Raw genomic sequence first — 22,523 nt, forward strand, 5'->3', positions numbered from 1 at the left:
TTTCCAGGTCGGGCTTTACATGGAGAATATTAATCATATAAAAGGCCCACATGGAATCCCGCTCATGACCAATTCACCGACCCACATCGCCGGCGACTGGGGCACCACCCATCTGCGGCTGCATTTGTGCCAGGGCGCCACCGTGATCGACAAAGTCGACGGCGCTGGCATCGGCTCCCTGACGATCAGCGCCGAGGCGACCCTGTTCGGCGCACTCGACGCCTGGGCACGCAAGCACGGGCCGCTGCCGGTCTGGCTGGCGGGAATGGTCGGTTCACGTAACGGCTGGCGCGAAGTCCCGTACGCATCGTGCCCCGCCGGCGCCGCCGAGTTGCGGGCCGCGCTGTTGCGCTTCGATGCCCGCGGTCATTCGATCGCCATTGCTGCCGGCGTTTCCTGTACCAACCCGCATGGCGCCCCGGACGTCATGCGCGGTGAGGAAACTCAGATTCTCGGCGCCATTGCCACACACCCTTCGCTCGGGCGCGGACGAAACATCGTCGCCCTGCCCGGCACCCATACCAAGTGGGCCCTGGTGGAAAACGGCAAGCTCATGTCGTTTCAAACCAGCTTGTCCGGCGAGTTGTACGCCCTGCTCCGGGATCGCAGCACCCTGCTCAAGGCGTCGGCGGCCGAAACCAACGAAGAGGCCGAACGTCGTGGCTTCGAAGCGGGCTTGCAACGCAGCCGTGAGCTGCGCAGCGTTCCGCTCAGTCATTTGTTGTTTGAAGTGCGCTCTCGCCAGTTGATTCAAGGCATGACGCACGCGGAAGCGTCGACCTATCTCTCCGGCCTCATCATCGGCCAGGATGTGTTGGGCGCGCTGCCTTTGTTCGATGGAACCCTGCGAGCGACCAAGTCGGTGCCCATCATCGGCGCCCCCAAGCTGGCGGAGTTCTATGGTATCGCCCTGGCCGCGCACGGCATCGAAGCGCAGCCGCTGGACGCCACCGAGCTGACCATCGCCGGCCTCAACGCCCTCGCTCATCCCGATATCCCGGAGTAGCTCTCGTGTCGACGCCTGTTGATCTGCCGCCCTTGATCGCCATCCTGCGAGGCATCCGTCCCGACGAAATCCTGGAGATTGCTCAGGCCCTGGTCGACGCCGGGATTCGCGGCATTGAAGTGCCGCTGAACTCGCCCGAGCCGCTGGTGAGCATTCGCCGCTTGACCGAGCGCTTCGGCGATCGCTGCCTGTGCGGCGCTGGCACGGTGCTGAAGGCCGCCCAGGTCGACGCCGTCGCTGAAGCCGGCGGCAAGCTGATCGTGACGCCGAATATCGATCGGGCCGTCATCTCCCGCAGCGTGGAGCTGGGGCTACAAGCCGTGCCCGGATTCGCCACCGCGACCGAGGCTTTCGCCGCCATCGACGCCGGCGCAACCGCGCTGAAGCTGTTTCCCGCCTCCACTTATGGCGTGCAGCATGTGAAAGCGCTGCGGGCCGTGTTGCCAGGGACTAAAGTATTCGCCGTCGGCGGCGTCGGTGCTGCCAATCTGGCCGAATGGGCCAACGCAGGCATCGACGGTATCGGCTTCGGCACGGATATCTATGCGCCGGGCCGGACCGCCCTCGAAGTCGCGGCACGCGCGACCGCAATCGTCAACGCCTGGAATCAGGCGCGAGGCTCGGCCAAGGCGTGATCGTGATATGTTGCTGGTCTGATCCCGGAGCCGTTAGAAGCCAGGCAGCATGCGCAAACCCAGCGGACAGAACCTGACCTACGCCATCGTCGAAGAACTGGGTCATGCCGTCGTCACCCAGACTTATGGCGACGCCGTGCCGTTTCCCATCGAAGCCGAGCTGTGCAAACAGTTTGGCGCGAGCCGCACGGTGTTGCGCGAAGCGGTCAAGATGCTCACCGCCAAAGGGCTGCTCAGCGCCCGCCCTCGCCAGGGCACCTGGGTCGAGCCGGAAAGCAATTGGAACCTGCTCGATCCCGATGTGTTGCGCTGGCTGCTGGAACGAAAGTTCTCGCTCGAGCTGCTCGCCGAGTTCACCGAGATTCGTTATGCCATCGAGCCGATGGCGGCGGCACTGGCCGCCCGTAGCGCCACGCCCGAAGGCATTGCACGCATTCGTCGCGCCGTGGAGCGAATGAAAGTCGCCGCCGTCGGCGAGGACGACCCGCTCGAATCTGACATTGCCTTTCACGTCGCCGTACTCCACGCCACGGGCAACCGCTTCTACGCGCAACTCGAAGACGTGATCAACGCGGCGCTGCGCATTTCCATCCGACTCACCAACTCGGTGAAAGGCGTGCCGCAGGCGGACGTCGGTATTCACAAGAAAGTGCTCGATGCCATCGAAGCGGGTGACGCGTCCAAAGCGCGCACTACGATGGAAGGCATCATCAGCGAAGTGCTGGATCTGATTAATACGGCGAGAAGGAAGAACAGCAAGGCCGCGGCAGTCGCAGCGGCATCGCAACGCCCGACATCGACGCGCGCTGCCGCCAACGGTCGCAACGGCTCGGCGCGCCGCCGAACTCAGCGATCGCCCAGCAACGCGTAGAGATCCATCTGTCGGCTGTCGCCGATGACCTGCTCGAAGTCGAGCCCCAACGTGGCAAGCACCGGCTCCGCGACCGGTTTGATCTGCTTGATCACATAGTGCTCGCGATCCAACGGATGCTGGATATTGTCGAGCGGTTCGGGACCCGCCGTCGTAATCACATAGCTGATCAAGCGGCCTAACGGCTGGGTGGACTTGCGAGCGGCGACCACATGAGGCGGCGTGGTCGCGGTGTATTCCTCAGTGTCTTTGCGGAGATTCTTTTTGTAGACCAACTGATCGTCGAGCTTGCCGTCGCGCACCCGGCCGACGATGTCGGCGAGATACACGTCGACGGGCTGATCCGTAAACAAACGATGATAGAGCTCGCGCTGCACTTGTTTGGCAAGCGCAGTCCAGTCGCGTCGCACGACTTCCATTCCGACGAACTGCACGCCGTCGATATCCGAAGCATTGAGCAACCCTGCGTAACGTTTGCTCGCGCCACGCGTGCTACCGCGGGCTCTGGGAAGAAAGAGCCGCAAGTAAAGCTTCTCGAACTTCAGCTCCATCTTGCTGGTGACACGCCATTCCTTCGCGATGTACTCCGCGATCTCGCGATTCAACTTGGCTGCGAGCTCTTTGCCGGTGGCGCGGGCCTCGTCGGCATCGGGCATGCCGGAGCGAACAAACAAGCTGTCGGTGTCGCCGTAGAGCACGGTGTAGCCCGCACTCTCAAACCACTGCTTGGACCACAGCAGAATCTCCCGGCCCGTGCCGGTAATCGAGTTGGCGAGTGCCGGGTTATAGAAGCGACATGCAGGCGTGCCCAGCACGCCGTAGCATGAATTCATTAGAATCTTGATAGCGTGCGAGGCTACTTCGTCGCCGTTCTTCTTCGCGACGTCACGTCGAGGGAACAACTCATCGAGCACTCGCGGCAGAATCGCTGGCTCTCGACGGAACGCGCCACCCGGCGTTTCGATCAAGTCGTCCTCCGGCTGCGGCCGGGCCACATAGGACAGCGGATCGATGTTGAACGTGCGAATGATGCTGGGGTACAGGCTCTTGAAGTCGAACACCCAGACGTTCCGGTGCAGCCCGGTCAGCGGCTCGAGCACATGCCCGCCCTGCTGAGCCTCATACACACGGGAGTCGCTGGAGCGAACCGTCGGCGCGACGATGCCGAGCTTCTCCAGCTCCGACAGATACAGGAAGTCGAACGACGCGATGCTGGCCGCAACTCGGTCCGGCGTCATACCCGTCAACTGACTGCGCGCCACGGCGAGATGAATCACATTCAACTTGCCGACGATCTCGAACACCAGTCGCGCATCGGTGCGTGCGTACAGCGCGAACGCGGGCAGGTCGTTGCGATAGTTGTGAATGATCTCGGCCAGACGATCGCGCACATCGCCCGACACCGCCTTGCCCTCGCCGAGCACTTCGCGAGCGACTGCATCGAGCGAATAATCGTCCATGCGCACGAACGCGCCGCGCAGCAGATCGATGCCATCCATCACCAGCCGTCCGGGAATGCTGGCCTGACCGCTGCCGAAATAGCCTTCCGCCTTGCGGATACGAATCGCGCCGGTGTCGCGGCCAAGATTGAAGGGATGTCTCAACCGCTGCGCCATCTTCTGAAGCGCGGTCAAATCGAAGTCGACGATATTCCATCCCGTGATCACGTCGGGATCGAGACGCTGCACCCGCTCGCAGAACGCAGTGAGCGCGGCGTATTCGTCGACACAACGTGTGGCCTTCTCTGGCATCGGCCGATCGCTGCCATCGACGATCAGCACTTCATCGATCTCGTTCGAGTACATCGAGATCGCCAGCAGCCGCTCGCCCTTCCCGTCCGTTTCGATATCGAACGACAGCACGCGCGGCTCGATCCTGACATCGGCCGGCCGCATCACGGGATTGTCGAACACCCAGGTGATGCCCTCGCCCGGCGTCGCCTCGCCTTCGATCTCGCAGCCGCCTTTGATGCCGCGCTCGATCAGATAACGAATCGCAAACCGCACATCCGCTTCGTAGGTGTCGATGCCCACATCGTGCAGGCGGTCGCGCAGACCGGGCACATCGGTCGGCGTCTCCATATCGAAGCGGGACACCGGCTCGCCGTTGAAGGTGCGCTTCTCCAACGGCACGGGCTGCTGGGATGTCAGCACGCTCGCGCGCTCGACATCGGCGGTCCGAATGTAGAAGTGCGGTCGCTGCCGATTGTCGCGGACCAGAAAGGTGCCGCCGTCTTCCAGGCGACCGTACACATGAATGGCAGGAATGCGCGTTCCGGCCGGCCCGGACACCACGCGATAACTGGCCTGGAGAATGAAGCCACGGAGCGTTGTCACCCGCGAATTGTGCGCTAAACGGGCCCGGGCCGCGAGCCGGAAAACATGCCAGCCACTGGCAGGAACCGATACTTGACACCGTCAAGTAATTGCGCGAAGGTCTGCCCGCAAGGGAGAAATGCCATGAATGCCGCGTCCGAGACCATCATCGCCGATATCCGCCAGTTCAACCGCTTCTACACCCGAACCATCGGCGTGCTCGGCAACAATCTGCTGGGCGGCGACTATTCGCTGGCGGAGATGCGGGTGCTCTACGAAATCGCCAACAACGACGACGTGATGGCGGCCGACCTGGTGCGGACCTTGGGCATGGACTTCGGGTATATCAGCCGCATCCTCGCGCAGTTCGAAAAGCGCGGCTGGTTGAAGCGCGAGCGCTCTGAGGACGATTCCCGCAAGTCTCACCTGCTACTCACGGCGAAAGGCCGCAAAGCCTTCGCCGCGGTCAATCAGCAAGCGCGCGACGAAGTCGCGCAACTGCTCGAGCCCCTGTCCTGGCATCAACAAGTCCAACTGCAAGCGCATCTACGTCAAGTGCAAACACTCCTCAGTCCCCGCCCGACGACGCCGGCCGTCCGGTTGCGAACTCACAGAGCCGGCGACATGGGCTGGATCATTCAGCGACACGGCGCGCTGTATGAACAGGAATATCACTTCAACAGCGAGTTCGAAGCGCTGGTCGCCGAAATCTGCGCCAAGTTTCTACGCGAGTTCGATCCGGCCGCCGAACGGTGCTGGATCGCCGAGCTGGGCGATGAACCCGTCGGCACCATCATGTTGGTCCGCGGACCGGAGGGCATGGCGAAGTTACGACTGCTGCTCGTTGAAGACACCGCACGAGGTCACGGCGTCGGTCGCATGCTCGTGCAAGAGTGCGTCAGCTTTGCACGCCAGGCAGGTTACAAGGGCGTGACACTCTGGACCCAGAGCAACCTGCTCGCGGCGCGCAAACTCTACGCGGCGGCGGGCTTCAAGCTCGACAAGAGCGAGCCCCACACCAGCTTCGGTCAATCGTTGATCGGCGAGACCTGGACCTTGCACTTCGAGGAATAGCTCCGCGGCGGGAACGTTGGCGCGGCTGGATCATTCGGTCACATGGCCACCGCCCGCAAGAAACGCTGGTCGCAGCGGGTCACCAACACCAGCGATGCACTGACGCTGGAGGAAGGCGTATTCACTCGCGCCAGCTCTCGCGGCATCGCTCTGTCCTTGAAGCGCTCAGCCGATCGCAGTCACAAGCGCAAGTCATCGCCGTACCGATCGGCGATGTCCATGCTCACCTTCTATGAGAATCGTGCCGGTAAAACCCTACCGGCCGCGAGCAAGCGCAAGCTCGAAGGCGCCAAGGAAGAGCTGCGTAAGCTGTACGGCAAGTCGGCGAAGAAAAAGACGGCGTCGAAAAGAAAGTCCGCCCACAAGAAAACCACCCAGCGACGCACTTCCAAGAAAGCCCGCGCTTAGGGAACGTTCCTACGCGCTGAGCGTTGCTCCTGCGGTCGTTCCCTGCTCGATCGGGTATTACTTTGAGCCGAAGCTTCGCGTCGCAATTGCGTGAGGGTCTGCCCTATCCCAGAGGGGCGTTCTGGGACGGTCAAGGCACCAATTTCGCACTGTTCTCCGCCAATGCCACCAAGGTCGAGCTGTGCTTGTTCGACGCGGACGGCCAGAAGGAGCTCGAGCGCATCGAGTTGCCGGAGTACACCGACGAGGTCTGGCACGGATATCTGGTCGATGTGGGCCCCGGCACGGTGTACGGCTACCGAGTGCACGGCCCGTATGAACCGGAAGCCGGTCACCGCTTCAACCCCAACAAACTGCTGATCGATCCATACGCGCGCGAGTTCGTCGGCGAATTGCGCTGGGATCACGCCTTGTTCGGCTACACCATCGGCGCCGAAGGCGACGATCTGACGTTCGATGAACGCGACAGTGCGCCCTTCATTCCCAAATGCGTGGTCGCGGACTCGACCTTCGATTGGAAACAATCGGTGAGCCCGCTCGTGCCGTGGGATCGCACCATCATTTATGAAACTCACGTGCGCGGCTACACGAAGCAGCACCCTCTCGTTCCCGAGGAACTGCGCGGCACGTTCGCAGGGCTCGGCACACCCGACGTGATCAAGTACATCAAGTCGCTTGGCGTCACGACGGTCGAGCTGTTGCCGATTCACGCCTTCGTCAACGACAGCCTGTTGCTCGACAAAGGCCTGACCAACTATTGGGGCTACAACTCGATCGGCTTCTTCGCGCCCGACCCGCGCTACCTGATCGATCCTCGACGCGGCGTGCAAGAATTCAAGGAAATGGTGGCGCGCTTTCATGACGCCGGGCTCGAAGTCATTCTCGATGTGGTCTACAACCACACCGCCGAAGGCAATGAGCGCGGCCCGACGCTATGTTTCAAGGGCGTGGACAACGCGTCCTACTACCGGCTCATGCCCGAGCAGAAGCGCTATTACATCAACGACACTGGCACCGGCAACACGCTGAACCTGAGTCATCCGCGGGTGATTCAGATGGTCACCGACAGCTTGCGGTTCTGGGTCAACGAAATGCACGTCGACGGCTTCCGCTTCGATCTCGGCACCATTCTGGCGCGCGAGCCCAATGGCTTCGACAATCAAAGCGGCTTCCTGAAAGCCTGCTCGCAGGATCCAGTGTTGAGTCGGGTCAAGTTGATCGCCGAGCCGTGGGATTGCGGCCCCGGCGGCTATCAGGTCGGCGAGTTTCCGCCGGGCTGGGCCGAATGGAACGATCAGTATCGCGACACCGTGCGTGACTTCTGGCGGGGCGAAGCGTCGGCCGGCAAAGTGTCACCGCGCTTGTATGGCTCCGCCGATATCTTCAACAAGTTCGGACGTCGGCCGTACGCCAGCATCAACTTCATTACCGCGCACGACGGCTTCACGCTCAACGATCTGGTGAGCTACAACGAGCGCCACAACGAGTCGAACAAAGAAGACAACAAGGACGGCCACGAGCACAACCGTTCCTGGAACTGTGGCGCCGAAGGCCCGACCGACGACGAAGGCATCAACACGCTGCGTGCCCGACAGATGCGCAACTTCCTCGCGACGCTGCTGTTATCGCAAGGCACGCCGATGCTGCTCGCCGGTGACGAGTTCGGTCGCACACAGAACGGTAACAACAACGCTTACTGTCAGGACAACGACATCAGCTGGGTCGATTGGTCGCTTGCCGAGAAGAACGAGACGCTCGTCCGGTTCGTGCAGCAGATGACCGCGCTTCGCACGAAGTTCCCGATTCTTCGTCGCAACCGCTTCCTGTCCGCAGAGGAAGATCCGCGCCTCGGCCTGAAAGAAATCACCTGGATCAACGCCAGCGGCAAGGAAATGGAAGACGAGCAATGGACCGACGACCGCATGCTGTGCTTCGGCATGTTGCTCGACGGACGCGCGCAAGCCACCGGCCTTCGTCAACGCGCGCACGACGCCGCGCTGTTGATCGTGCTCAATGCCTTTCACGATCTGGTCGAGTTCACCCTGCCCGGCGATTCGCCCGATGCGCGCTGGACCTTACTGATCGATACCAACCTTCCCGATCTGCCGACCGGTCGCAAAGCCATCTTCACGACCGGCGAAGCCTACGGCGTGACCGGCCGATCGCTCCTGGTATTCAGCCTCGAAGCCCACAGCGAAAATGCAATCGACCGTGCCGTGAAGCCCGGCAAGAAATCTGCGCAGAAAGAGTAACGCCTCAGCTGGCGCGCTGCTGAACGATGCGCTCTGTTACGGCGCCGCTCACTCGCGTGCGGAACGTAAAGCGCGTCTCGTCCTTGGAAGAGGTGGCCGTCAGCGTACCGCCATGAGCTCGGGCAATCTCGCTCGCGATATACAAGCCGAGCCCGAGCCCATGTTGCTGAGATTGCGAGGCCATCCTGACGAACGGATGAAACAACTTGTCGAGCACGGCCGCGGGAATGGGCTCGCCGGCATTGCTCACATCGATGACCAATTGCCCGCCTTCCGTGCGCACGCCAATTCTCACCGGCGCACCAGGCGCGCCATGGATCAGCGCATTCGACACCAGGTTCGAGACCAGCTGCCCGACTCGAGCGCGATCGCAATCCACGACGCCAAGCTGCCCGAGCGACAGATCGATCATGCGATCCGGCCAGGCGGTCTGCAGCTCATCGACCACATGTAACAACGTCGGCTCGAGCGGCTCTCTGGCATTCCTGTCGAGCACCAGCCCGCCGCCCAACCGGCCGCGAGCGAAATCGAGCACGTTGTCGATCAAGCCTGACATGCGCCGGACACAGCCTTGCATCAACGTGAGCACGTCGTGCGCTTGATCGTTGAGTTGCTGCTTCATCAACACCCGGCTGCCCGCTGAGATCGCGGCCAGCGGATTGCGCAGGTCGTGGCCGAGCACCGCGATGAACTGCTCACGCAGATCCGAGCTCTGGCGCGCGTCCAGCAGCAGCGCGGCGTTGGCATCGATCTTCTTCTGCGCATCCAGATGAAATGCCAACAGCTCCGCAAACAGCTTGAACATGCCGAAGGTCTCTTCGCTGCTGACCTTGGCCGGCAGCGGATCGAGCGCGCACAGCGTGCCGAAGAACTCGCCGTTGGGCAGCACCACCGGCAGCGAGATGTAGCTTTGAAAGCCGTACTTTGCGGGAATGGGATGAGCACAGAAGCGCTGATCTTCGGCGACGTGATCGATGACCACCGCATGACCGCACTGACGGATGTCGTTGCAGATCGTGGTTTCGATGGCCAGCTCGCTGCCAGGTCGGAGCCCGAGTCCGAGCTCGTCGCGCACCTGGCAGGCAATCCACCGATCCTCGGTGACCCGAGCAACGGCCGCGAACCGCATTTTCGTCACGCGGCAGATGACGTTGAGAATGGCGGCAATCGCGTCGATTCGGCCCGCCATGGCCACATCTGCCTGCAATTCCTGTTCCGATGGAGCATGCATGGCCCGCGTCATAGCACGGAACCCCGCCGTAAGTCATGGGAAATATTTCCCGGGGCGCATTGCCCAGGCGGGCACGGATGGGGAAACTACGCGCCCCTCGTGACTCCCGAGGCAACTCGAAGGTAAGACAAATGAGTGAGATCAAGCGTTACGAAGTCGGCCCGCGCATGAGCGCCGTGGTGGTCCACAACGGCACCGCCTACTTCTCCGGCTATGTGGCCGAGAACGCGCCCGGCCAGTCGGTGGCTGCACAGACCACGGACATTCTCCAGCAGATCGACGAATCGCTCGCGGAACTCGGTATCGACAAGACCCGCGTGCTCGAGGCGACGATCTGGCTGGCCGACATCAGCACCTTCGCCGAGATGAACTCGGTGTGGGATAAGTGGGTCAGCCCGGGCAACACGCCGACGCGCGCAACCGTGGAAGCCAAGCTTGCTTCGCCCAAGTATGGCGTGGAAATCCGCGTCCTCGCCGCGCTCTAAGAGCCGCCTCGAACGGCAGCGCTCATTCGTGAGCGCTGCCGAACAGCACGCCGAGCATTTTGGCTCGCAGCTCGCCCGCCCCGTTTTGAGTGTTGGTCAGGATGACCAGGGTCATTTTCCGCTCCGGCAGATAGACCAGATTCGATTCGAAGCCGTCGATACCGCCGTTGTGACTGATCAACGGATGACCCTGTTCAGGCTTCAACCACAGCCCCAGTCCATAGAACACGTCGTCCTTGCCAGGCACGCGCGCCACCGTCGTCATCTCTTTATATGAAGCGGCGCTGAGCACGCGACCGCCATGGAGCGCCTCGGTCCACTTGATCAAGTCCGAGGCCGACGCTCGAAGCGCACCCGCGCCTCCCGGTACGCTCATGTCCGAATACACCGCGTTGACGTAGGTGCCCGGCTTCGCGCGATCGCGCTCGTAGCCCGTCGCACGATGCGGAACGACGTCCTGGTTCCTATCGACTGCGGTCTGAGACAAGCCCAGCGGTTGAAACAATCGTTCCTTCGCGAAGTCACGGAACGTCTGACCGCTGACCTTTTCGATGATGGCGCCGATCAAGAAATAGTTGGAGTTGCTGTAGTCCCAGTTCGTGCCCGGATCGAAGTCGTAGCCCAGGCCGCCCAGATGTTTCACCATGTCCGCGACGGAGATGCCGGCACGCACGATCGTCGCTTCGGTCCGACCGGGATAACTGTGCACGCCCGAAGTGTGATTCAACAGCTGGCGGATACTCACTTCACCGGCGCGCGGGAACTCCGGAAAGTACTTCGAGAGCTTGTCGTCGAGCGATAGTTTCTTTTGCTCAGCGAGCAACAGGATGCACGCGGAAGCAAACTGTTTGGTGATGGAACCGACACGAAAAACAGTATCGGCCGTGGTGGCCGCCTGCCATTCGAGATTGGCGAAACCATACGCGTGCACGACCGGCGGCTTGCCCACCTCGCCCACGGCAACGACCAATCCGGCTGTCTGACCCTTGCCGACTGCCTCTTTGGCCAGCGCATCGAGGGCGGCTTCCTCTGCAGGCTTGAGCGCGGCCTCGGCCTGCGCGACGACACCCAACCATGCGATCAGGAACAGCGCCCGCAACCACACCGCACTCTTCACCATAAAATCGACGCTCCCCACGCCACTCTTCGCCAGATAGTACCTGTAGGGGGAATCCCCCGGTAGTTCACTACTGCGGGCCGCGCATCGACCCCGTACGATGCCCGCATGACTGACGACGAGGCGGGCGAATACCAATTCAAGCCGCATGAACGGCCGATGATGCCGGGCTCACCCGCATCCCCCGATCACCCCACCGGACGCCGCGTCGGCTACTTCCTGATCGGGCTGCTGATCGGCATCACCGGCGCGATGGGCAATGCGCTGGTCTCGGCGAATCTCCAGAATATCCAGGGCGCGCTCGGACTCTATAGCGACCAGGCGGCGTGGATGACGACGGTCTACACCATGACCAACGTGTCCATGAGCCTGCTGCTGGTGAAGTTTCGCCAGCAGTTCGGGCTCGTGCCCTTTGCGCGTATCTTCCTCGCTGCTTATATCCTTCTGACGGCCGCACACGTATTCGTTCACGAGTATGCGACGTCGCTCATGGTCCGTGGGGCCAGCGGCATCGCCGCCAGTGCGCTGTCCACGCTGGGTCTGTTGTACATGATTCAATCGATGCCGGCCGCGCATCGACTCAAGGGTATCGTGCTCGGCATCGGCATCCCGCAACTCGCCACTCCACTCGCGCGTCTGTTCTCATCCGATCTGCTCGAGCTGGGCCAATGGCGCGCGTTGTATATCTTCGAACTGGGACTCTCCATCCTGTGCCTGGCCGCGGTGTTCCTGCTCCGCCTGCCGCCGAGCGAGCGCATGAAAGCTTTCGAGAAGCTCGACTTCGTCACCTTCGCGCTGTATGCGCCGGGCGTCGCGCTGTTGTGCGCATTCCTCGGGCTCGGACGCGTCCTGTGGTGGACCGAAGCTCCGTGGCTCGGCTACGCGCTTTGTGGCTCGATTGTGTTGATCGCCGCCGCTCTGCTGATCGAGCACAACCGCGCCAATCCCCTGCTGAACACGCGGTGGATGGGCAGCGGGATCATCGTTCGCTTCGCTTTGATCGCAGTCACGGTTCGCGTCCTGCTGTCGGAACAGACCTATGGCGCCATCGGTTTGTTGACCGCGCTCGGCGTGAACAACGATCAGCTGTTCAATCTGTTCGTGGTGATCTCCTTTGTTACCGCGCTTGGCATCGCTGCCAGCGCGCTCACAGTGAATCCGGCCAACCTGGGTCGACCCATTTTCTATTCGGTGCTGCTGATCGCGATCGGCGCCTACATCGACGCGCAATCGACCAATCTGATCCGGCCGCAGAACATGTACATCAGTCAGTCGTTGCTCGCCTTCGCCGCCGTGTTCTTCATGGGACCGACGCTGCTGATCGGCATCCTGCAAGCGATGGCCCGCGGCCCGAATCACATCGTCACCTTCTCTGCCGTCTTCAGCATCACTCAATCGCTCGGCGGACTGGCGGGCTCGGCCTTTCTAGGCACCTTTCAGATCATGCGCGAGAAGTTTCATGCGCACGCCATCGTGCAATCGTTGACGCTGACCGATCCGCAAGTCGCCGCTCGTCTGCAAGCGCTGGGCGGCGCGTATGGCGGCGTCGTCAGCGACCCGACGCTGCGCTCGGCCCAGGGTGCGGCACTGCTGGCCCAGCAAGTGACACGCGAGGCGAACGTGCTCGCGTTCAATGATGTGTTTCTCACCGTCTGCGTACTCGCCTGCTTGACCCTGTTGTGGGTCGGCACGCGGCAACTGCGCATGTACATCACTGGCGAAAACCCAATGGCCGCCGCCTTGGAAGCCATCGCGAAGAAACGTACCCAACAATGAGTGCAGTCCCTCCTCCCGAAGAGCCCCGCGTCACCGAGCCCATCGAAACACCGGTGCAAAAGAACTCACCGACGGGTTGGGCGCCGCCGAAGCACACACTCGCGACGACTCTTATCGTCATCGTCGCCGCGCTCGCGGGCGTATTGATTGTGCTGTATGCGTGGGAGCTGCCACCCTTCTCACGATCGATTCAAACGACCGATAACGCCTATGTTCGCGGACAGACCACATTGATCAGCCCGCAAGTGAGTGGCTATGTCGTCGCCGTGCCCGTGCAGGACTACGAGAAGATCCAAGCTCACGACGTGCTGGCGCAGATCGACGATCGCATCTATCACCAACGCGTCGATCAGGCACGCGCGAATCTGGCCGCGGCCACTGCCAATCGTGCCAACTCAGAGCAAACGCTGCGATCCAAACACGCGACGGCCGCCGCACAGGCAGCTTCGTTGGAAAATGCGAAGGCACAACTGCTCCGAGCGCAGGCCGATGCAAAGCGCGTTGAAGAATTGATCGCCGATGGATCGGTGTCGTTCCGTGAACGCGACCAGACCACCGCGGCGCTGCGAGCCGCCGAAGCGGCCGTCGACCAATCACGCGCGGCCGGTGAGATCGCCAAGCAGGACATCGTCGCAGTCGAAGTAGGTCGCGGCGGTCTCGATGCTGCTGTCGAATCGGCGCAGGCGGCGCTGAAACTTGCCGAGATCGATCTGTCGAACACGACGATTCGTTCGCCGGTGAATGGACAACTTGGAGATGTCGGTGTGCGTGTCGGTCAGTACGTCACTGCGGGCACGCAACTGATGTACGTCGTGCCTGAGAAGTTCTGGGTCACCGCCAACTTCAAGGAAGCGCAGACCGCGCACATGGCGCCCGGCCAGCCTGCGGTGTTCTACGTGGATGCACTTGCCGGCGCTCGCCTCACCGGACGCGTCGAACGTCTCGCGCCGGCCACCGGCTCCGAATTCGCCGTGCTGAAATCCGACAACACGACCGGCAACTTCGTGAAGGTCGCGCAGCGAATGTCCGTGCGCATCACCGTCGATCCCGATCAGCCGTTGGCGCGACGGCTGCGACCGGGCATGTCGGTGGAAGTCAAAGTCGACACGCGTGAGAACGCTCAAGCGCAAGGTGCGCCTTGATGAACCGCAGCAGCTTGCTGCCGATGTTGGTTGCGCTTGTCTGCGCACTCTCCGGCTGCGTGCTCTCGGATCGTCCGCCGCCACCCGGCGCGGCCATCCAACCGCCCCAGCAATGGCGAGTCTCGACCGGCCCGACCGTTGCGATCGAACGTGAGTGGTGGCATCTCTACGGCGATCCCGTGCTCGACCAATTGATCGAACGCGCGTTAGCAAACAATGCCGATGTCGCCATCGCTGCGGCACGCGTTCGAGAAGCACAGGCGCAGGAACGTCAGACTCGCTCGCGTTTGTATCCTTCGCTGGATTTAGCTGTCGGCGGCGCGCGTGCTCGCTCGCTGAGTGCCTTCGGTACGCCGTCGACCGGCTCGTCGGTCGAACCTCAATTACAGGCGGCGTGGGAAGTGGATCTGTTCGGTCAAGTCCGCAACCTCGCCGGCGCCGCGCGTCAGCAGTACTTTGCGAGCGAAGCCGCCCACGATGCTGCCCTTCTCTCCGTCGCTTCTGCAACCGCCAGCGCGTATATCACTTTGTGCGCGCTCGATGCGCGACTCAAAGTCACTCGCGAAACACTCGGCGCTCGAACAGAAGCGCTACACATCGCCGAATCCAGAGCACGCGTGGGCTATTCCTCACGGCTCGATCTCGCACAAGCCCAGGCCGAATATGAATCGACCGCGCAATCTGTTCCTCAACTCGAACTCGCTATCGCTCAGCAAGAGAATGCACTGAGCACCCTCATCGGCGCGCCACCCGGCACGATTGAGCGCGGCGTCGCGTTGAGCGCGTTGCATATTCCGCCCATTCCTGAAGGCTTGCCCGCCGAAGTGCTGCGCCGTCGACCCGATGTCGCCCAAGCCGAATATCAACTCGCCGCCTCCGATCTTAGTCTCGCCGCTTCCCGTAAAGCGTTCTTGCCCAAGCTGCAACTCACCGGCGCGGCCGGCGCGGTGTTTGCAAGCGGCTTGGAAGATGATCCCATCAGTTTGTTTTCTATCGGCGCCAGCGTACTCGCGCCCATCTTCGACGGCGGCCTGGCCTCTGCTCAACGCGATGAAGCCGCCGCGGTACGCGACCAAGCAGCATACAACTATCGAGCAACCGTGCTCGACGCGCTGTCTGAAGTGGAGAATGGCCTGATTGCCCTTCAACGACTCGCCGAACAAGCCGAACATGTCGAAGCTCAACGCAACGCCCTCGCCGAAGCGCTTCGTCACGCAACCAATCGCTATCGCGCGGGCTACTCGCCCTTTCTCGATCAACTGGATGCTCAACGCGGCCTGCTCTCCGCCGAGCTTGCGATGGTGCAGATTCAAGCCGACGGATTGAATGCGAGCGTGAATTTATATCGAGCCATGGGCGGCGGGTGGCAGCCGGCCGAGCGGTAGTTACTCGAGGAACTTCCCGGCAGTCGTGTCGGTTGAACAGCTTTCCATTGGATGGGTGCTGCCATGATCAATCATGTTTCGCTTGGGACCAACGATGTGGAGCGCTCACGTCGATTCTACGATCCTGTGTTCGCCCTGCTAGGTTTTCGCCTGCTGAAATGCGATCAGACCGGCGCGCACTACGGCACGGGAGAAATTCTGTTCAGCCTGGTGGTGCCCACCAACAAACAACCTGCCTCCGCCGGCAACGGTACTCATATCGCCTTCCAAGCCCGTAGCCGAAAAATGGTCGATGAGTTCCACGAGATTGCGCTGAAGAATGGCGGACGCAGCGATGGCGCACCCGGCATTCGCCCCGACTACGACGATAATTACTACGGCGCGTTCGTCTTCGATCCGGATGGCAACAAGATCGAGGCGGTGAGTTATTCGGCGCAGTAGGTACTTCCGGCACAAGACGGGCGCTGTGCATCGCACGCTTGATCTGTTTCGTCATGGAATCACAAAGCTCGGAGCACTCGAGGTCAGCCGATGGACACAAAGCGAAGCACGCCGACCGAACAGCCGCGAGCCGACTTCCCCCTCAACAAAAACAGATATGCGGACCCGCCCTTTCACGATCCATCGATCGACAGCAGCGTCATCCAGGAATTCGTCAACCGGTTTCCGTGGCTTCAGTTTCATAGCTTCCAACGAAACAGCATGCACGGCGCGAAGGAAGCGCACACGATGCATTGCATTGGCTTCGTCGGCACGGCCGATGAGCTGGTCGCAGCGGGACTCCCATCGGACGGCGTAGCAACAGCCTATGCACTAGGGTTCGCCTCCAGCCCCTATCCGGCCAGCGGTGGCTGGACCTTGTCACTCGATCGGCGCCGAAAGAAAGGATTGCTGGCGGCTCGGATCTGGGTCTACGACCATAAACTGAGTCCCGACCATCCATTCACTTGGCTGGAGCCTCGGCACTGGGCGCCGCTGGCCAGCGAGCGTCAGGAAGCGAATGTGCCCTAGTCGGACAACCAGCAAAAAGAGCGATCAAAGGCTCTGCTCCGCAAGTCAGCCTCCGAGATGCAAAATTGCAGGGCACCGAGATCCTCCCACAGCATCATCGCGTCGATATCGCTGTCGAGCTGCAGCAACAGCACATTCTCGTAATGGTCCTGCGGGGGATTCTGGCCGTCATTCCCGAGCCCCAGGATCTGATGGGGAAGGGTCGGCCACTGCACTGACTCCGGGAGCATGGGAGCCCCGCCGATGTAGCTCCTTGTTCGCTCGCTTGAGGGCAGCCGACGGGTGATTTTGATGCCGCTCCTTATCCTGGTGAGGCTTGGCGGATCATCGAGTTGCACAATGTTTCTCCTGCTGCGAAGTGGATGAAGCAGGAGCGGACGACTTTTGTATCCCTGGCTGTATCCTGCAGCGACAGGGCCAAAGAAATCGTCGTTCTAACTTATTGATCTGATTGGTCGGGACGGCGAGATTCGAACTCGCGACCCCTTGCACCCCATGCAAGTGCGCTACCAGGCTGCGCCACGTCCCGACACTGAAATCGATGCTACACGGCCGCACACTTTACGACAACTTTGGGGACTAAGTCGTTGTTGTGCGAAGGGTTCCACCCCGAGTCGATTACGTCTGCGCTAACCTGCGCGACCGCCGACTCGCTCCGCGGCGCGCGATATTACACTTTTTGAGCGGTGGGTGGCAGCTGAACTACAGAGCCTTGCCGCGACAGGCCTTAAAGCGCTCCAGCAGCTGTAGGTACGTGCCTGCTTCGGTTGGGCCGATGGCCAGCCATTCGAGTGTCAGCGCATCGAGGCCTTCGTCGGATTTGATGCCTTGACCCATGCGCTGCATGAGGCGCTTCACTTGATACTCGCGACGGAGCGTCTGATCGGCAGACGGGGTCGGCGCATCAGTCAGAATCTCGGCGCGGACGCAGAGGGTTCGCAGCGCCAACTCGTTCGAAGCGAGATCAGCATTGCCGGGCTGAGCGAGCGCGTGCTTCAACACATCCAGTCCTCGCTTGGGCAACTTGATGGAACTGGTCAGTTGAGCTTCGGCGGCTTCCTTCAACGAATCGCGTTCGGCGGAGTCTCGAACGACAGCGAGTCGATAAGCGCGCACGGCGTTCGATGCATCGAGCAGCGCCACCCAGCCCTGCTCCGCTTCGCGAGCGTGTTGTTGAGCGACGGCTTTGTGACAACGTTCGAAGGCCCGCTCGAACCGGGACTGCAGTTGACGCGCGTTGGCCTTGGGCAATTCCTCGATCGCGTCGAACGCAACGCGCAGCTCGGGGAGTTTCCTCGCGCCCTCGTGCAGCTCCGGACCGGAAAGCTCGGCAATCTTCTCCAGCTCTTCGCACAAGCTGACGGCTTGTGACTTGTTGGAATCCAGCGCCGCATGCTGAGTGGCGAATTCCTGTTGTCGCTTCTGAAACAACGCGTCGCATTGTTTTCGGAATTCTTCCCACAGCTTGCGATCGTCGTCGCGCGATACCGGGCCGACGTCTTTCCAGCGCTCCTGCAGCCGCTTGACCTCATCGATGGCCTTGCGAGTCTCGGGCGAACCGGCCAGCGCACGAGCGCGCTCGATCAAAGATTTCTTCTCTTTGACGTTGCGCGCGTACTCGGCATCGATTCGGCTTTGCAGAGCCGCCGTCAATGCGTTGAAGCGACCTTGCAGCTCTTCGGCCGCCGCAGGATCGACAGGTGAGTGTTCACGCCAGAGTTGCCGGGATTCGCGGACCGCGGTGATCACGTTGCGCCAATCGGGCTGCTCCCAATTGTGTTGAGCTTCGAAGGCGGCGAGCCGGTCGAACAACAGGCCGCGTTGACGCAGGTTCTCTTCCTTGACCTTGTCCTGGGCTTCGAAAAACTCACGGCACGGCTGAAACGCTTTCTGGGCGGCTTCGTGGAAGCGTTGCCACTCCGCCTCGCCATTCTCGCCCGCGCCTTTACTCAAGGTGCGCCATTGTTCCTGCAGATCTTTGATGTGACCGGCGAGCGCCGTGGGATGAAGGGTCGCGCCGATCAGCGACTCCATTCGTTCGATGAGCTCGATGCGCTTGGGCGCGACCGAGAAGCTCTTCCAATCCTTCAGCTCTTGCAGCTTCTCATCGAGCTGCCGAAGTTGATTGGCCAGATGCGCCGGCAGCGCCGGTGCGTGCGCGAGCTTATCTTCGATGCCTCGACGCAGACCCGCAGCCGTCTTGCTGCTGCCGGCAGCGAGGGCGCCGTGAGCCTTGCGAACCAATCCGCCAATCTGGCGCAGCGCCTTGGCGTCGGCGTCGTGCTTTTCCGTTTCAGCCTTGCGCTCCGCTTCCTGAACTTGAGCACGCTCGGTGGCGGCAGCTGCGGCGGCCTTCTCGTCCTGCTCCCGTTGGAGCTGAGCTTGGGCGGCCGCGTTGGCGGCGGCCAGCTGGCGCGCGGCTTCGGCGGCGATTTGTCTCAAATGTTGAGCGATGGTTTCGCGCGCCCGGTCGATGGCCTGGCGGGTTTTCTCGGCGATATCCGGCGCTGCATGCTCGGCCACCGCTTGCCAGCGACTCTCAAGCTGCTCCAGGGTTGGCGTGAACAGCGGGTCGAACGGGCGATGGCTGTGCTTCTCGATCGCGGCGGCCGCGGCGGCCACTTCGGCGTGCAGGTGCTCGACTTCGCGTTCCTGCGCCAGGAGCAAATCGCGCTTATGGGTCAGAATCTTGTAGACGCTCTTGTCCTTACCGCCGCGAGCATCCCGGATGAGCTGGCGGATCTGTGCCGGATCGTCGATGGCTTCCGCCGCCAGTTGTCTGATCTTTGTCGACGTGCCGTCGATGACCAGCTTGGCTATCGTCTCCATATCGCCGGCCGCAATCGCCGCCTCCAAGCCCTGCTCTTCCTGCGCGGGAACGAGGGCGGCCTCCGGCGCACCCGGCTGCGGCTCCTGAGCCTTGGGCGCGACAGTCTCCGGCGGTTTCGCGGGAACTGAAGGTGACGGCGGCTTGCGAAAGCGTGAGAACAACGACATCGATCGATCCTGACTCCCCTCCCCAGACGCCTACTCTAGCGGATTTCGGGGGACCACAGCGTTTCTTCATGGCCGGCCGGCTAGAATCGGCGCATGGGACATCTGATCGAACTCAACGACACGCTCAAGCTCAAGCGGGGCGCCGGCTTTCCCGCCGAGCTTCGCGTCGGCGGCATTTATGATTTTTCGATCGCCGGACGTCGGCTCTACAACCTCAGGCCCACGCGCGTGTTCCTGGTGGAAGAGATCGACGGCAAGTGGAACCTGCGCGGCCACGCGATGATCCTGCGACAGACCATCGATGCGGTGACCGATAGCACCAGCGGTCAATTCGAAGTGACGAAGCTCTATCCGCCGGAGTACGCGCAGCTGGCGAATCGATTCGACACACCGGCGGGCAAAGGATACGACGTCGACGTGTAGAGGAATCGCTGCCGCGCCTGTCCGCAAATTTTCGCTCGCACAATGTGCAGGAACTTTGCTGGAGAGAAGACGTTGCAGGTTTTATGACGAACTGCGCACGACAATCGATCACGAGCATGTCGGTGCTCTGTGTGCAGTTATTACGCAAGGCCATCTGGCGTCGACGTAAAGGCCGTCATTCGCTTCGTGTCCCTCCCCGCTTCTCCACGATCGGTGAACAGCATCGCTCGCAAGATCGGCCGATGCTGAGTAACACCAGTTGTTCGGCCCTGCTGGCCCCCGGCTCGTCCGGCGCCGCCTGTCTCTCCTCCCCACCGTAGTAGCCGGCTCTCTTAGCTCTCGAATTTTCTCTCTCGAGTCGAAGAGGGTCTGGCCATGCACCCTGACGTCCAGTCAGCGGGGCACGCCAAGCATTTCCACTATCGTCCCGCGGTCGACGGGTTGCGGGGCGTGGCGGTGCTGGCTGTGCTCGGATTTCATGCGTTCCCGGAAACCGTGTCCGGGGGCTACGTCGGTGTCGACGTATTTTTCGTCATCTCCGGATTTCTGATCACCAGCATCATCGCCCGCCAGCTGCTGCACGCGGATTTCTCGTTCGCGGATTTTTACTGGCGGCGGGTGCGGCGTTTATTTCCCGCGCTGATCCTGGTGCTGGCAACGACGCTGGCGCTCGGCTGGTTCTTGCTGTTACCGAATGAGTTCAAGCAACTCGGCAAGCATGCGACGGCGGCGGCGGCATTTCTCGCGAACTTCGCTCTGTGGCGTGAGAGCGGCTACTTCGACACCGCCGCCGAGTTCAAGCCGCTGCTGCATCTGTGGTCGCTGGGAATCGAGGAACAATTCTATCTGGTGTGGCCCGCGATCCTGGTCGCGCTCTGGAAACGCAAAACCGCGTTGTTCGCGATCCTCTCGATCCTGGTGCTAGCCTCGTTCGCACTGAGCGTGAGCCTGTCGCAATCGGCGCCGGTCGCGAATTTCTACTGGCCCGTGTCTCGCTTCTGGGAGCTGGGCGCCGGGTGCCTGTTGGCGTTGTCGATGGAGAAATCGACCCGAGCACCCGCGTCCACCGCCAGCAATCTCCTGCCGCTTGCCGGATTGGTACTGATCCTCGCGTCCATCGTGATATTCGACACGACCACGCCGTTTCCAGGCTGGCCCGCGCTGCTGCCGGTGACGGGCAGTCTGTTGATTCTGGCAACGCCCGGCGACAGCTGGTTTCAACGCAAGGTGCTCGCCTCGCGGCCATTGGTGTGGACCGGACTGATCAGCTATGCACTGTATTTGTGGCATTGGCCGCTGCTGTCCTTCTTGAACATTCTAGCGGCGGGCCTTCCGCCTCTGGCGCTGCGTTGGGTGGCGTTGGGATTGAGCTTCCTGCTCGCGTGGCTCACCTATCGTTACATTGAGCTGCCGATCCGCAGACACAAAGAACTGCGCTTCAACCTGCGCCTGGCAGCGGCAGCGACCATCGCGGGCCTTGCAGGCATCGTCGTCTATGTCACGGGCGGCGTCGCGCAGCGCTTCGATTCAGACATACAAGCCCTGCATCACGGGCCGAGGCGCGACGCGTTGTGTCCCACGCGATTCGACGCCAAAGCACCGATCAACTACTGCCGCACGACCAGCGAGAAGCCGCCGTCGATCTTGTTCGTCGGAGATTCGAGGGCACACGCCATCTATGAAGTCACCGCGCCCCTCCTCGCGCCAAAGCATTCGGTCATGCTGCTCGGTCGGGGTGGTTGCCCGCCGCTGTTGAATGTTCGGCTCCGCGGCTACGACCAGAATGAAAAAGAATGCCAGCAAGTCTGGCAAACCTTCGTCCAGTACGTGCATCGAACCAAGCCGAGGGTGGTCGTCGTCATCGGCAACGATTCTTCGCTGATCAACGATCCCGAGATTCATTTGACGCGCGCGGGCGCGACGGCCGCCGAGTCGAAGGAGGCCACCTTCGAGTACGGTCTACGCAGTTTGTTGAGCGAGCTCACTCAATACTCCCGCGTCATCTATTTGGGCGAGATCCCGGTTTTCCCCACGTCCCCTTCTTGCTTCCTGCGCGCCTTCCGACTGCCGACCACGCACTGCCATCCCGAGCGCGACCGTGTGCAAGTCGAGCGGGCCGTGGCGCCCTACAACCGCGTGCTCGCCCGGCTCCAGACAGCCTTCCCGCAGGTACAGCTGGTCGATGCCATCACCGTACTGTGCGCCGCCAATGTTTGCTCACAACGACCGCCCGGCAAACCCATCTTGTACAGCGACGCGGTTCACTTGAGCCCGGCAGGCGCGCGGCTGCTGGTCGAAAATACCGGCTTGACGAGGCTGATCTCACGCGACGTTGTGAACCCGGACTCCGGTTAGGAGATTTCACGGAACTAAAGTCCCTCTCGTCGACGTTTAA

19 protein-coding genes and 1 tRNA gene are annotated in these 22,523 nt (G+C 61.7%); 14 read left to right on the forward strand and 6 right to left on the reverse strand.

What is annotated here, in order from left to right; genetic code table 11:
• The first annotated feature begins 64 nt into the window (after positions 1 to 64).
• Genes ACFPN2_RS01545 through ACFPN2_RS01555 form a run of 3 tightly spaced genes read left to right on the forward strand, consistent with a single transcriptional unit; the run spans position 65 to position 2,512 of the window.
• The gene (locus ACFPN2_RS01545; RefSeq protein WP_380594279.1) at positions 65 to 1,006 is read left to right on the forward strand and encodes a 2-dehydro-3-deoxygalactonokinase; all 942 of its coding nucleotides are present in this window, start codon (positions 65 to 67) and stop codon (positions 1,004 to 1,006) included.
• Between the two features lie 5 nt (positions 1,007 to 1,011).
• Complete coding sequence (locus ACFPN2_RS01550) at positions 1,012 to 1,641, forward strand: 2-dehydro-3-deoxy-6-phosphogalactonate aldolase (protein WP_380594281.1); 630 nt, start codon at positions 1,012 to 1,014, stop codon at positions 1,639 to 1,641.
• Between the two features lie 49 nt (positions 1,642 to 1,690).
• Positions 1,691 to 2,512 (forward strand): FadR/GntR family transcriptional regulator, encoded by an 822-nt coding sequence (locus ACFPN2_RS01555; RefSeq protein WP_380594283.1) that lies wholly within the window; start codon positions 1,691 to 1,693, stop codon positions 2,510 to 2,512.
• On the opposite strand, the gene ACFPN2_RS01560 is transcribed toward ACFPN2_RS01555, so the two are convergent.
• A complete protein-coding gene (locus ACFPN2_RS01560) occupies positions 2,488 to 4,848 on the reverse strand; it encodes a DNA polymerase II (RefSeq protein WP_380594285.1) in 2,361 nt (786 codons plus the stop codon). The genes ACFPN2_RS01555 and ACFPN2_RS01560 overlap by 25 nt on opposite strands.
• 123 nt (positions 4,849 to 4,971) lie before the next feature.
• Between ACFPN2_RS01560 and ACFPN2_RS01565 the strand changes: the two genes are divergently transcribed.
• The 3 genes from ACFPN2_RS01565 (at position 4,972) to glgX (ending at position 8,561) form a co-directional block, all read left to right on the forward strand.
• The gene (locus tag ACFPN2_RS01565) at positions 4,972 to 5,901 is read left to right on the forward strand and encodes a bifunctional helix-turn-helix transcriptional regulator/GNAT family N-acetyltransferase (protein WP_380594287.1); all 930 of its coding nucleotides are present in this window, start codon (positions 4,972 to 4,974) and stop codon (positions 5,899 to 5,901) included.
• Positions 5,902 to 5,943: 42 nt separating this feature from the next.
• On the forward strand, positions 5,944 to 6,309 hold the full coding sequence (locus ACFPN2_RS01570; protein ID WP_380594289.1) for a DUF3175 domain-containing protein: 366 nt from the start codon (positions 5,944 to 5,946) through the stop codon (positions 6,307 to 6,309).
• 62 nt (positions 6,310 to 6,371) lie between these two features.
• Positions 6,372 to 8,561, forward strand: a complete 2,190-nt coding sequence (glgX, locus tag ACFPN2_RS01575; RefSeq protein WP_380594291.1) for a glycogen debranching protein GlgX — start codon at positions 6,372 to 6,374, stop codon at positions 8,559 to 8,561.
• A 4-nt stretch (positions 8,562 to 8,565) separates the two neighbouring features.
• Here glgX and ACFPN2_RS01580 read toward each other — a convergent pair whose 3' ends face one another.
• A complete protein-coding gene (locus tag ACFPN2_RS01580; protein ID WP_380594293.1) occupies positions 8,566 to 9,792 on the reverse strand; it encodes a GAF domain-containing sensor histidine kinase in 1,227 nt (408 codons plus the stop codon).
• A 131-nt stretch (positions 9,793 to 9,923) separates the two neighbouring features.
• On the opposite strand from ACFPN2_RS01580, the gene ACFPN2_RS01585 reads away from it, so the two are divergent.
• Positions 9,924 to 10,277: a RidA family protein gene (locus ACFPN2_RS01585; protein WP_380594295.1), complete on the forward strand. Its 354-nt coding sequence runs from the start codon at positions 9,924 to 9,926 to the stop codon at positions 10,275 to 10,277.
• A gap of 22 nt (positions 10,278 to 10,299) precedes the next feature.
• On the opposite strand, the gene ACFPN2_RS01590 is transcribed toward ACFPN2_RS01585, so the two are convergent.
• On the reverse strand, positions 10,300 to 11,397 hold the full coding sequence (locus ACFPN2_RS01590; protein ID WP_380594296.1) for a serine hydrolase domain-containing protein: 1,098 nt from the start codon (positions 11,395 to 11,397) through the stop codon (positions 10,300 to 10,302).
• 105 nt (positions 11,398 to 11,502) lie between these two features.
• Between ACFPN2_RS01590 and ACFPN2_RS01595 the strand changes: the two genes are divergently transcribed.
• The 5 genes from ACFPN2_RS01595 to ACFPN2_RS01615 all read left to right on the forward strand — a co-directional run bounded on the left by ACFPN2_RS01595 (position 11,503) and on the right by ACFPN2_RS01615 (position 16,708).
• Complete coding sequence (locus ACFPN2_RS01595; RefSeq protein WP_380594298.1) at positions 11,503 to 13,170, forward strand: MFS transporter; 1,668 nt, start codon at positions 11,503 to 11,505, stop codon at positions 13,168 to 13,170.
• A complete protein-coding gene (locus ACFPN2_RS01600) occupies positions 13,167 to 14,312 on the forward strand; it encodes an HlyD family secretion protein (protein WP_380594300.1) in 1,146 nt (381 codons plus the stop codon). The genes ACFPN2_RS01595 and ACFPN2_RS01600 overlap by 4 nt, the downstream gene beginning before the upstream one ends.
• A complete protein-coding gene (locus ACFPN2_RS01605) occupies positions 14,312 to 15,697 on the forward strand; it encodes an efflux transporter outer membrane subunit (protein ID WP_380594302.1) in 1,386 nt (461 codons plus the stop codon). The genes ACFPN2_RS01600 and ACFPN2_RS01605 overlap by 1 nt, the downstream gene beginning before the upstream one ends.
• A gap of 63 nt (positions 15,698 to 15,760) precedes the next feature.
• Positions 15,761 to 16,138, forward strand: coding sequence for a VOC family protein (locus ACFPN2_RS01610; protein ID WP_380594304.1), 378 nt, complete (start codon positions 15,761 to 15,763; stop codon positions 16,136 to 16,138).
• Between the two features lie 90 nt (positions 16,139 to 16,228).
• Complete coding sequence (locus tag ACFPN2_RS01615; protein ID WP_380594306.1) at positions 16,229 to 16,708, forward strand: hypothetical protein; 480 nt, start codon at positions 16,229 to 16,231, stop codon at positions 16,706 to 16,708.
• On the opposite strand, the gene ACFPN2_RS01620 is transcribed toward ACFPN2_RS01615, so the two are convergent.
• The 3 genes from ACFPN2_RS01620 to ACFPN2_RS01630 form a co-directional block, all read right to left on the reverse strand.
• Positions 16,705 to 17,046 carry a DUF1963 domain-containing protein gene (locus ACFPN2_RS01620; protein ID WP_380594308.1) on the reverse strand — a complete coding sequence of 114 codons (342 nt, stop codon included), beginning with the start codon at positions 17,044 to 17,046 and terminating at the stop codon, positions 16,705 to 16,707. The genes ACFPN2_RS01615 and ACFPN2_RS01620 overlap by 4 nt on opposite strands.
• 114 nt (positions 17,047 to 17,160) lie before the next feature.
• A tRNA-Pro gene (locus ACFPN2_RS01625) sits at positions 17,161 to 17,237 on the reverse strand.
• Between the two features lie 173 nt (positions 17,238 to 17,410).
• The gene (locus ACFPN2_RS01630; RefSeq protein WP_380594310.1) at positions 17,411 to 19,705 is read right to left on the reverse strand and encodes a DUF349 domain-containing protein; all 2,295 of its coding nucleotides are present in this window, start codon (positions 19,703 to 19,705) and stop codon (positions 17,411 to 17,413) included.
• Between the two features lie 93 nt (positions 19,706 to 19,798).
• Here ACFPN2_RS01630 and ACFPN2_RS01635 point away from each other — a divergent pair, with 93 nt between their 5' ends.
• Together ACFPN2_RS01635 and ACFPN2_RS01640 are read left to right on the forward strand one after the other, a co-directional pair.
• Entirely contained in the window at positions 19,799 to 20,128 is a 330-nt protein-coding gene (locus ACFPN2_RS01635) for a hypothetical protein (RefSeq protein WP_380594312.1), read from the forward strand.
• 375 nt (positions 20,129 to 20,503) lie between these two features.
• Positions 20,504 to 22,483, forward strand: a complete 1,980-nt coding sequence (locus ACFPN2_RS01640) for an acyltransferase family protein (protein ID WP_380594314.1) — start codon at positions 20,504 to 20,506, stop codon at positions 22,481 to 22,483.
• The last annotated feature ends 40 nt before the right edge of the window (positions 22,484 to 22,523 follow it).

Origin of the sequence: Steroidobacter flavus (assembly GCF_042651805.1) — a bacterium.
Taxonomy (GTDB): domain Bacteria; phylum Pseudomonadota; class Gammaproteobacteria; order Steroidobacterales; family Steroidobacteraceae; genus Steroidobacter; species Steroidobacter flavus.

Coding starts and splice junctions, on each gene's coding strand:
- ACFPN2_RS01545 (WP_380594279.1), top strand. CDS start 65: ATGACCAATTCACCGACCCACATCGCCGGCGACTGGGGCACCACCCAT.
- ACFPN2_RS01555 (WP_380594283.1), top strand. CDS start 1,691: ATGCGCAAACCCAGCGGACAGAACCTGACCTACGCCATCGTCGAAGAA.
- ACFPN2_RS01565 (WP_380594287.1), top strand. CDS start 4,972: ATGAATGCCGCGTCCGAGACCATCATCGCCGATATCCGCCAGTTCAAC.
- ACFPN2_RS01570 (WP_380594289.1), top strand. CDS start 5,944: ATGGCCACCGCCCGCAAGAAACGCTGGTCGCAGCGGGTCACCAACACC.
- ACFPN2_RS01580 (WP_380594293.1), bottom strand. CDS start 9,792: ATGCATGCTCCATCGGAACAGGAATTGCAGGCAGATGTGGCCATGGCG.
- ACFPN2_RS01585 (WP_380594295.1), top strand. CDS start 9,924: ATGAGTGAGATCAAGCGTTACGAAGTCGGCCCGCGCATGAGCGCCGTG.
- ACFPN2_RS01590 (WP_380594296.1), bottom strand. CDS start 11,397: ATGGTGAAGAGTGCGGTGTGGTTGCGGGCGCTGTTCCTGATCGCATGG.
- ACFPN2_RS01595 (WP_380594298.1), top strand. CDS start 11,503: ATGACTGACGACGAGGCGGGCGAATACCAATTCAAGCCGCATGAACGG.
- ACFPN2_RS01600 (WP_380594300.1), top strand. CDS start 13,167: ATGAGTGCAGTCCCTCCTCCCGAAGAGCCCCGCGTCACCGAGCCCATC.
- ACFPN2_RS01605 (WP_380594302.1), top strand. CDS start 14,312: ATGAACCGCAGCAGCTTGCTGCCGATGTTGGTTGCGCTTGTCTGCGCA.
- ACFPN2_RS01610 (WP_380594304.1), top strand. CDS start 15,761: ATGATCAATCATGTTTCGCTTGGGACCAACGATGTGGAGCGCTCACGT.
- ACFPN2_RS01615 (WP_380594306.1), top strand. CDS start 16,229: ATGGACACAAAGCGAAGCACGCCGACCGAACAGCCGCGAGCCGACTTC.
- ACFPN2_RS01630 (WP_380594310.1), bottom strand. CDS start 19,705: ATGTCGTTGTTCTCACGCTTTCGCAAGCCGCCGTCACCTTCAGTTCCC.
- ACFPN2_RS01635 (WP_380594312.1), top strand. CDS start 19,799: ATGGGACATCTGATCGAACTCAACGACACGCTCAAGCTCAAGCGGGGC.
- ACFPN2_RS01640 (WP_380594314.1), top strand. CDS start 20,504: ATGCACCCTGACGTCCAGTCAGCGGGGCACGCCAAGCATTTCCACTAT.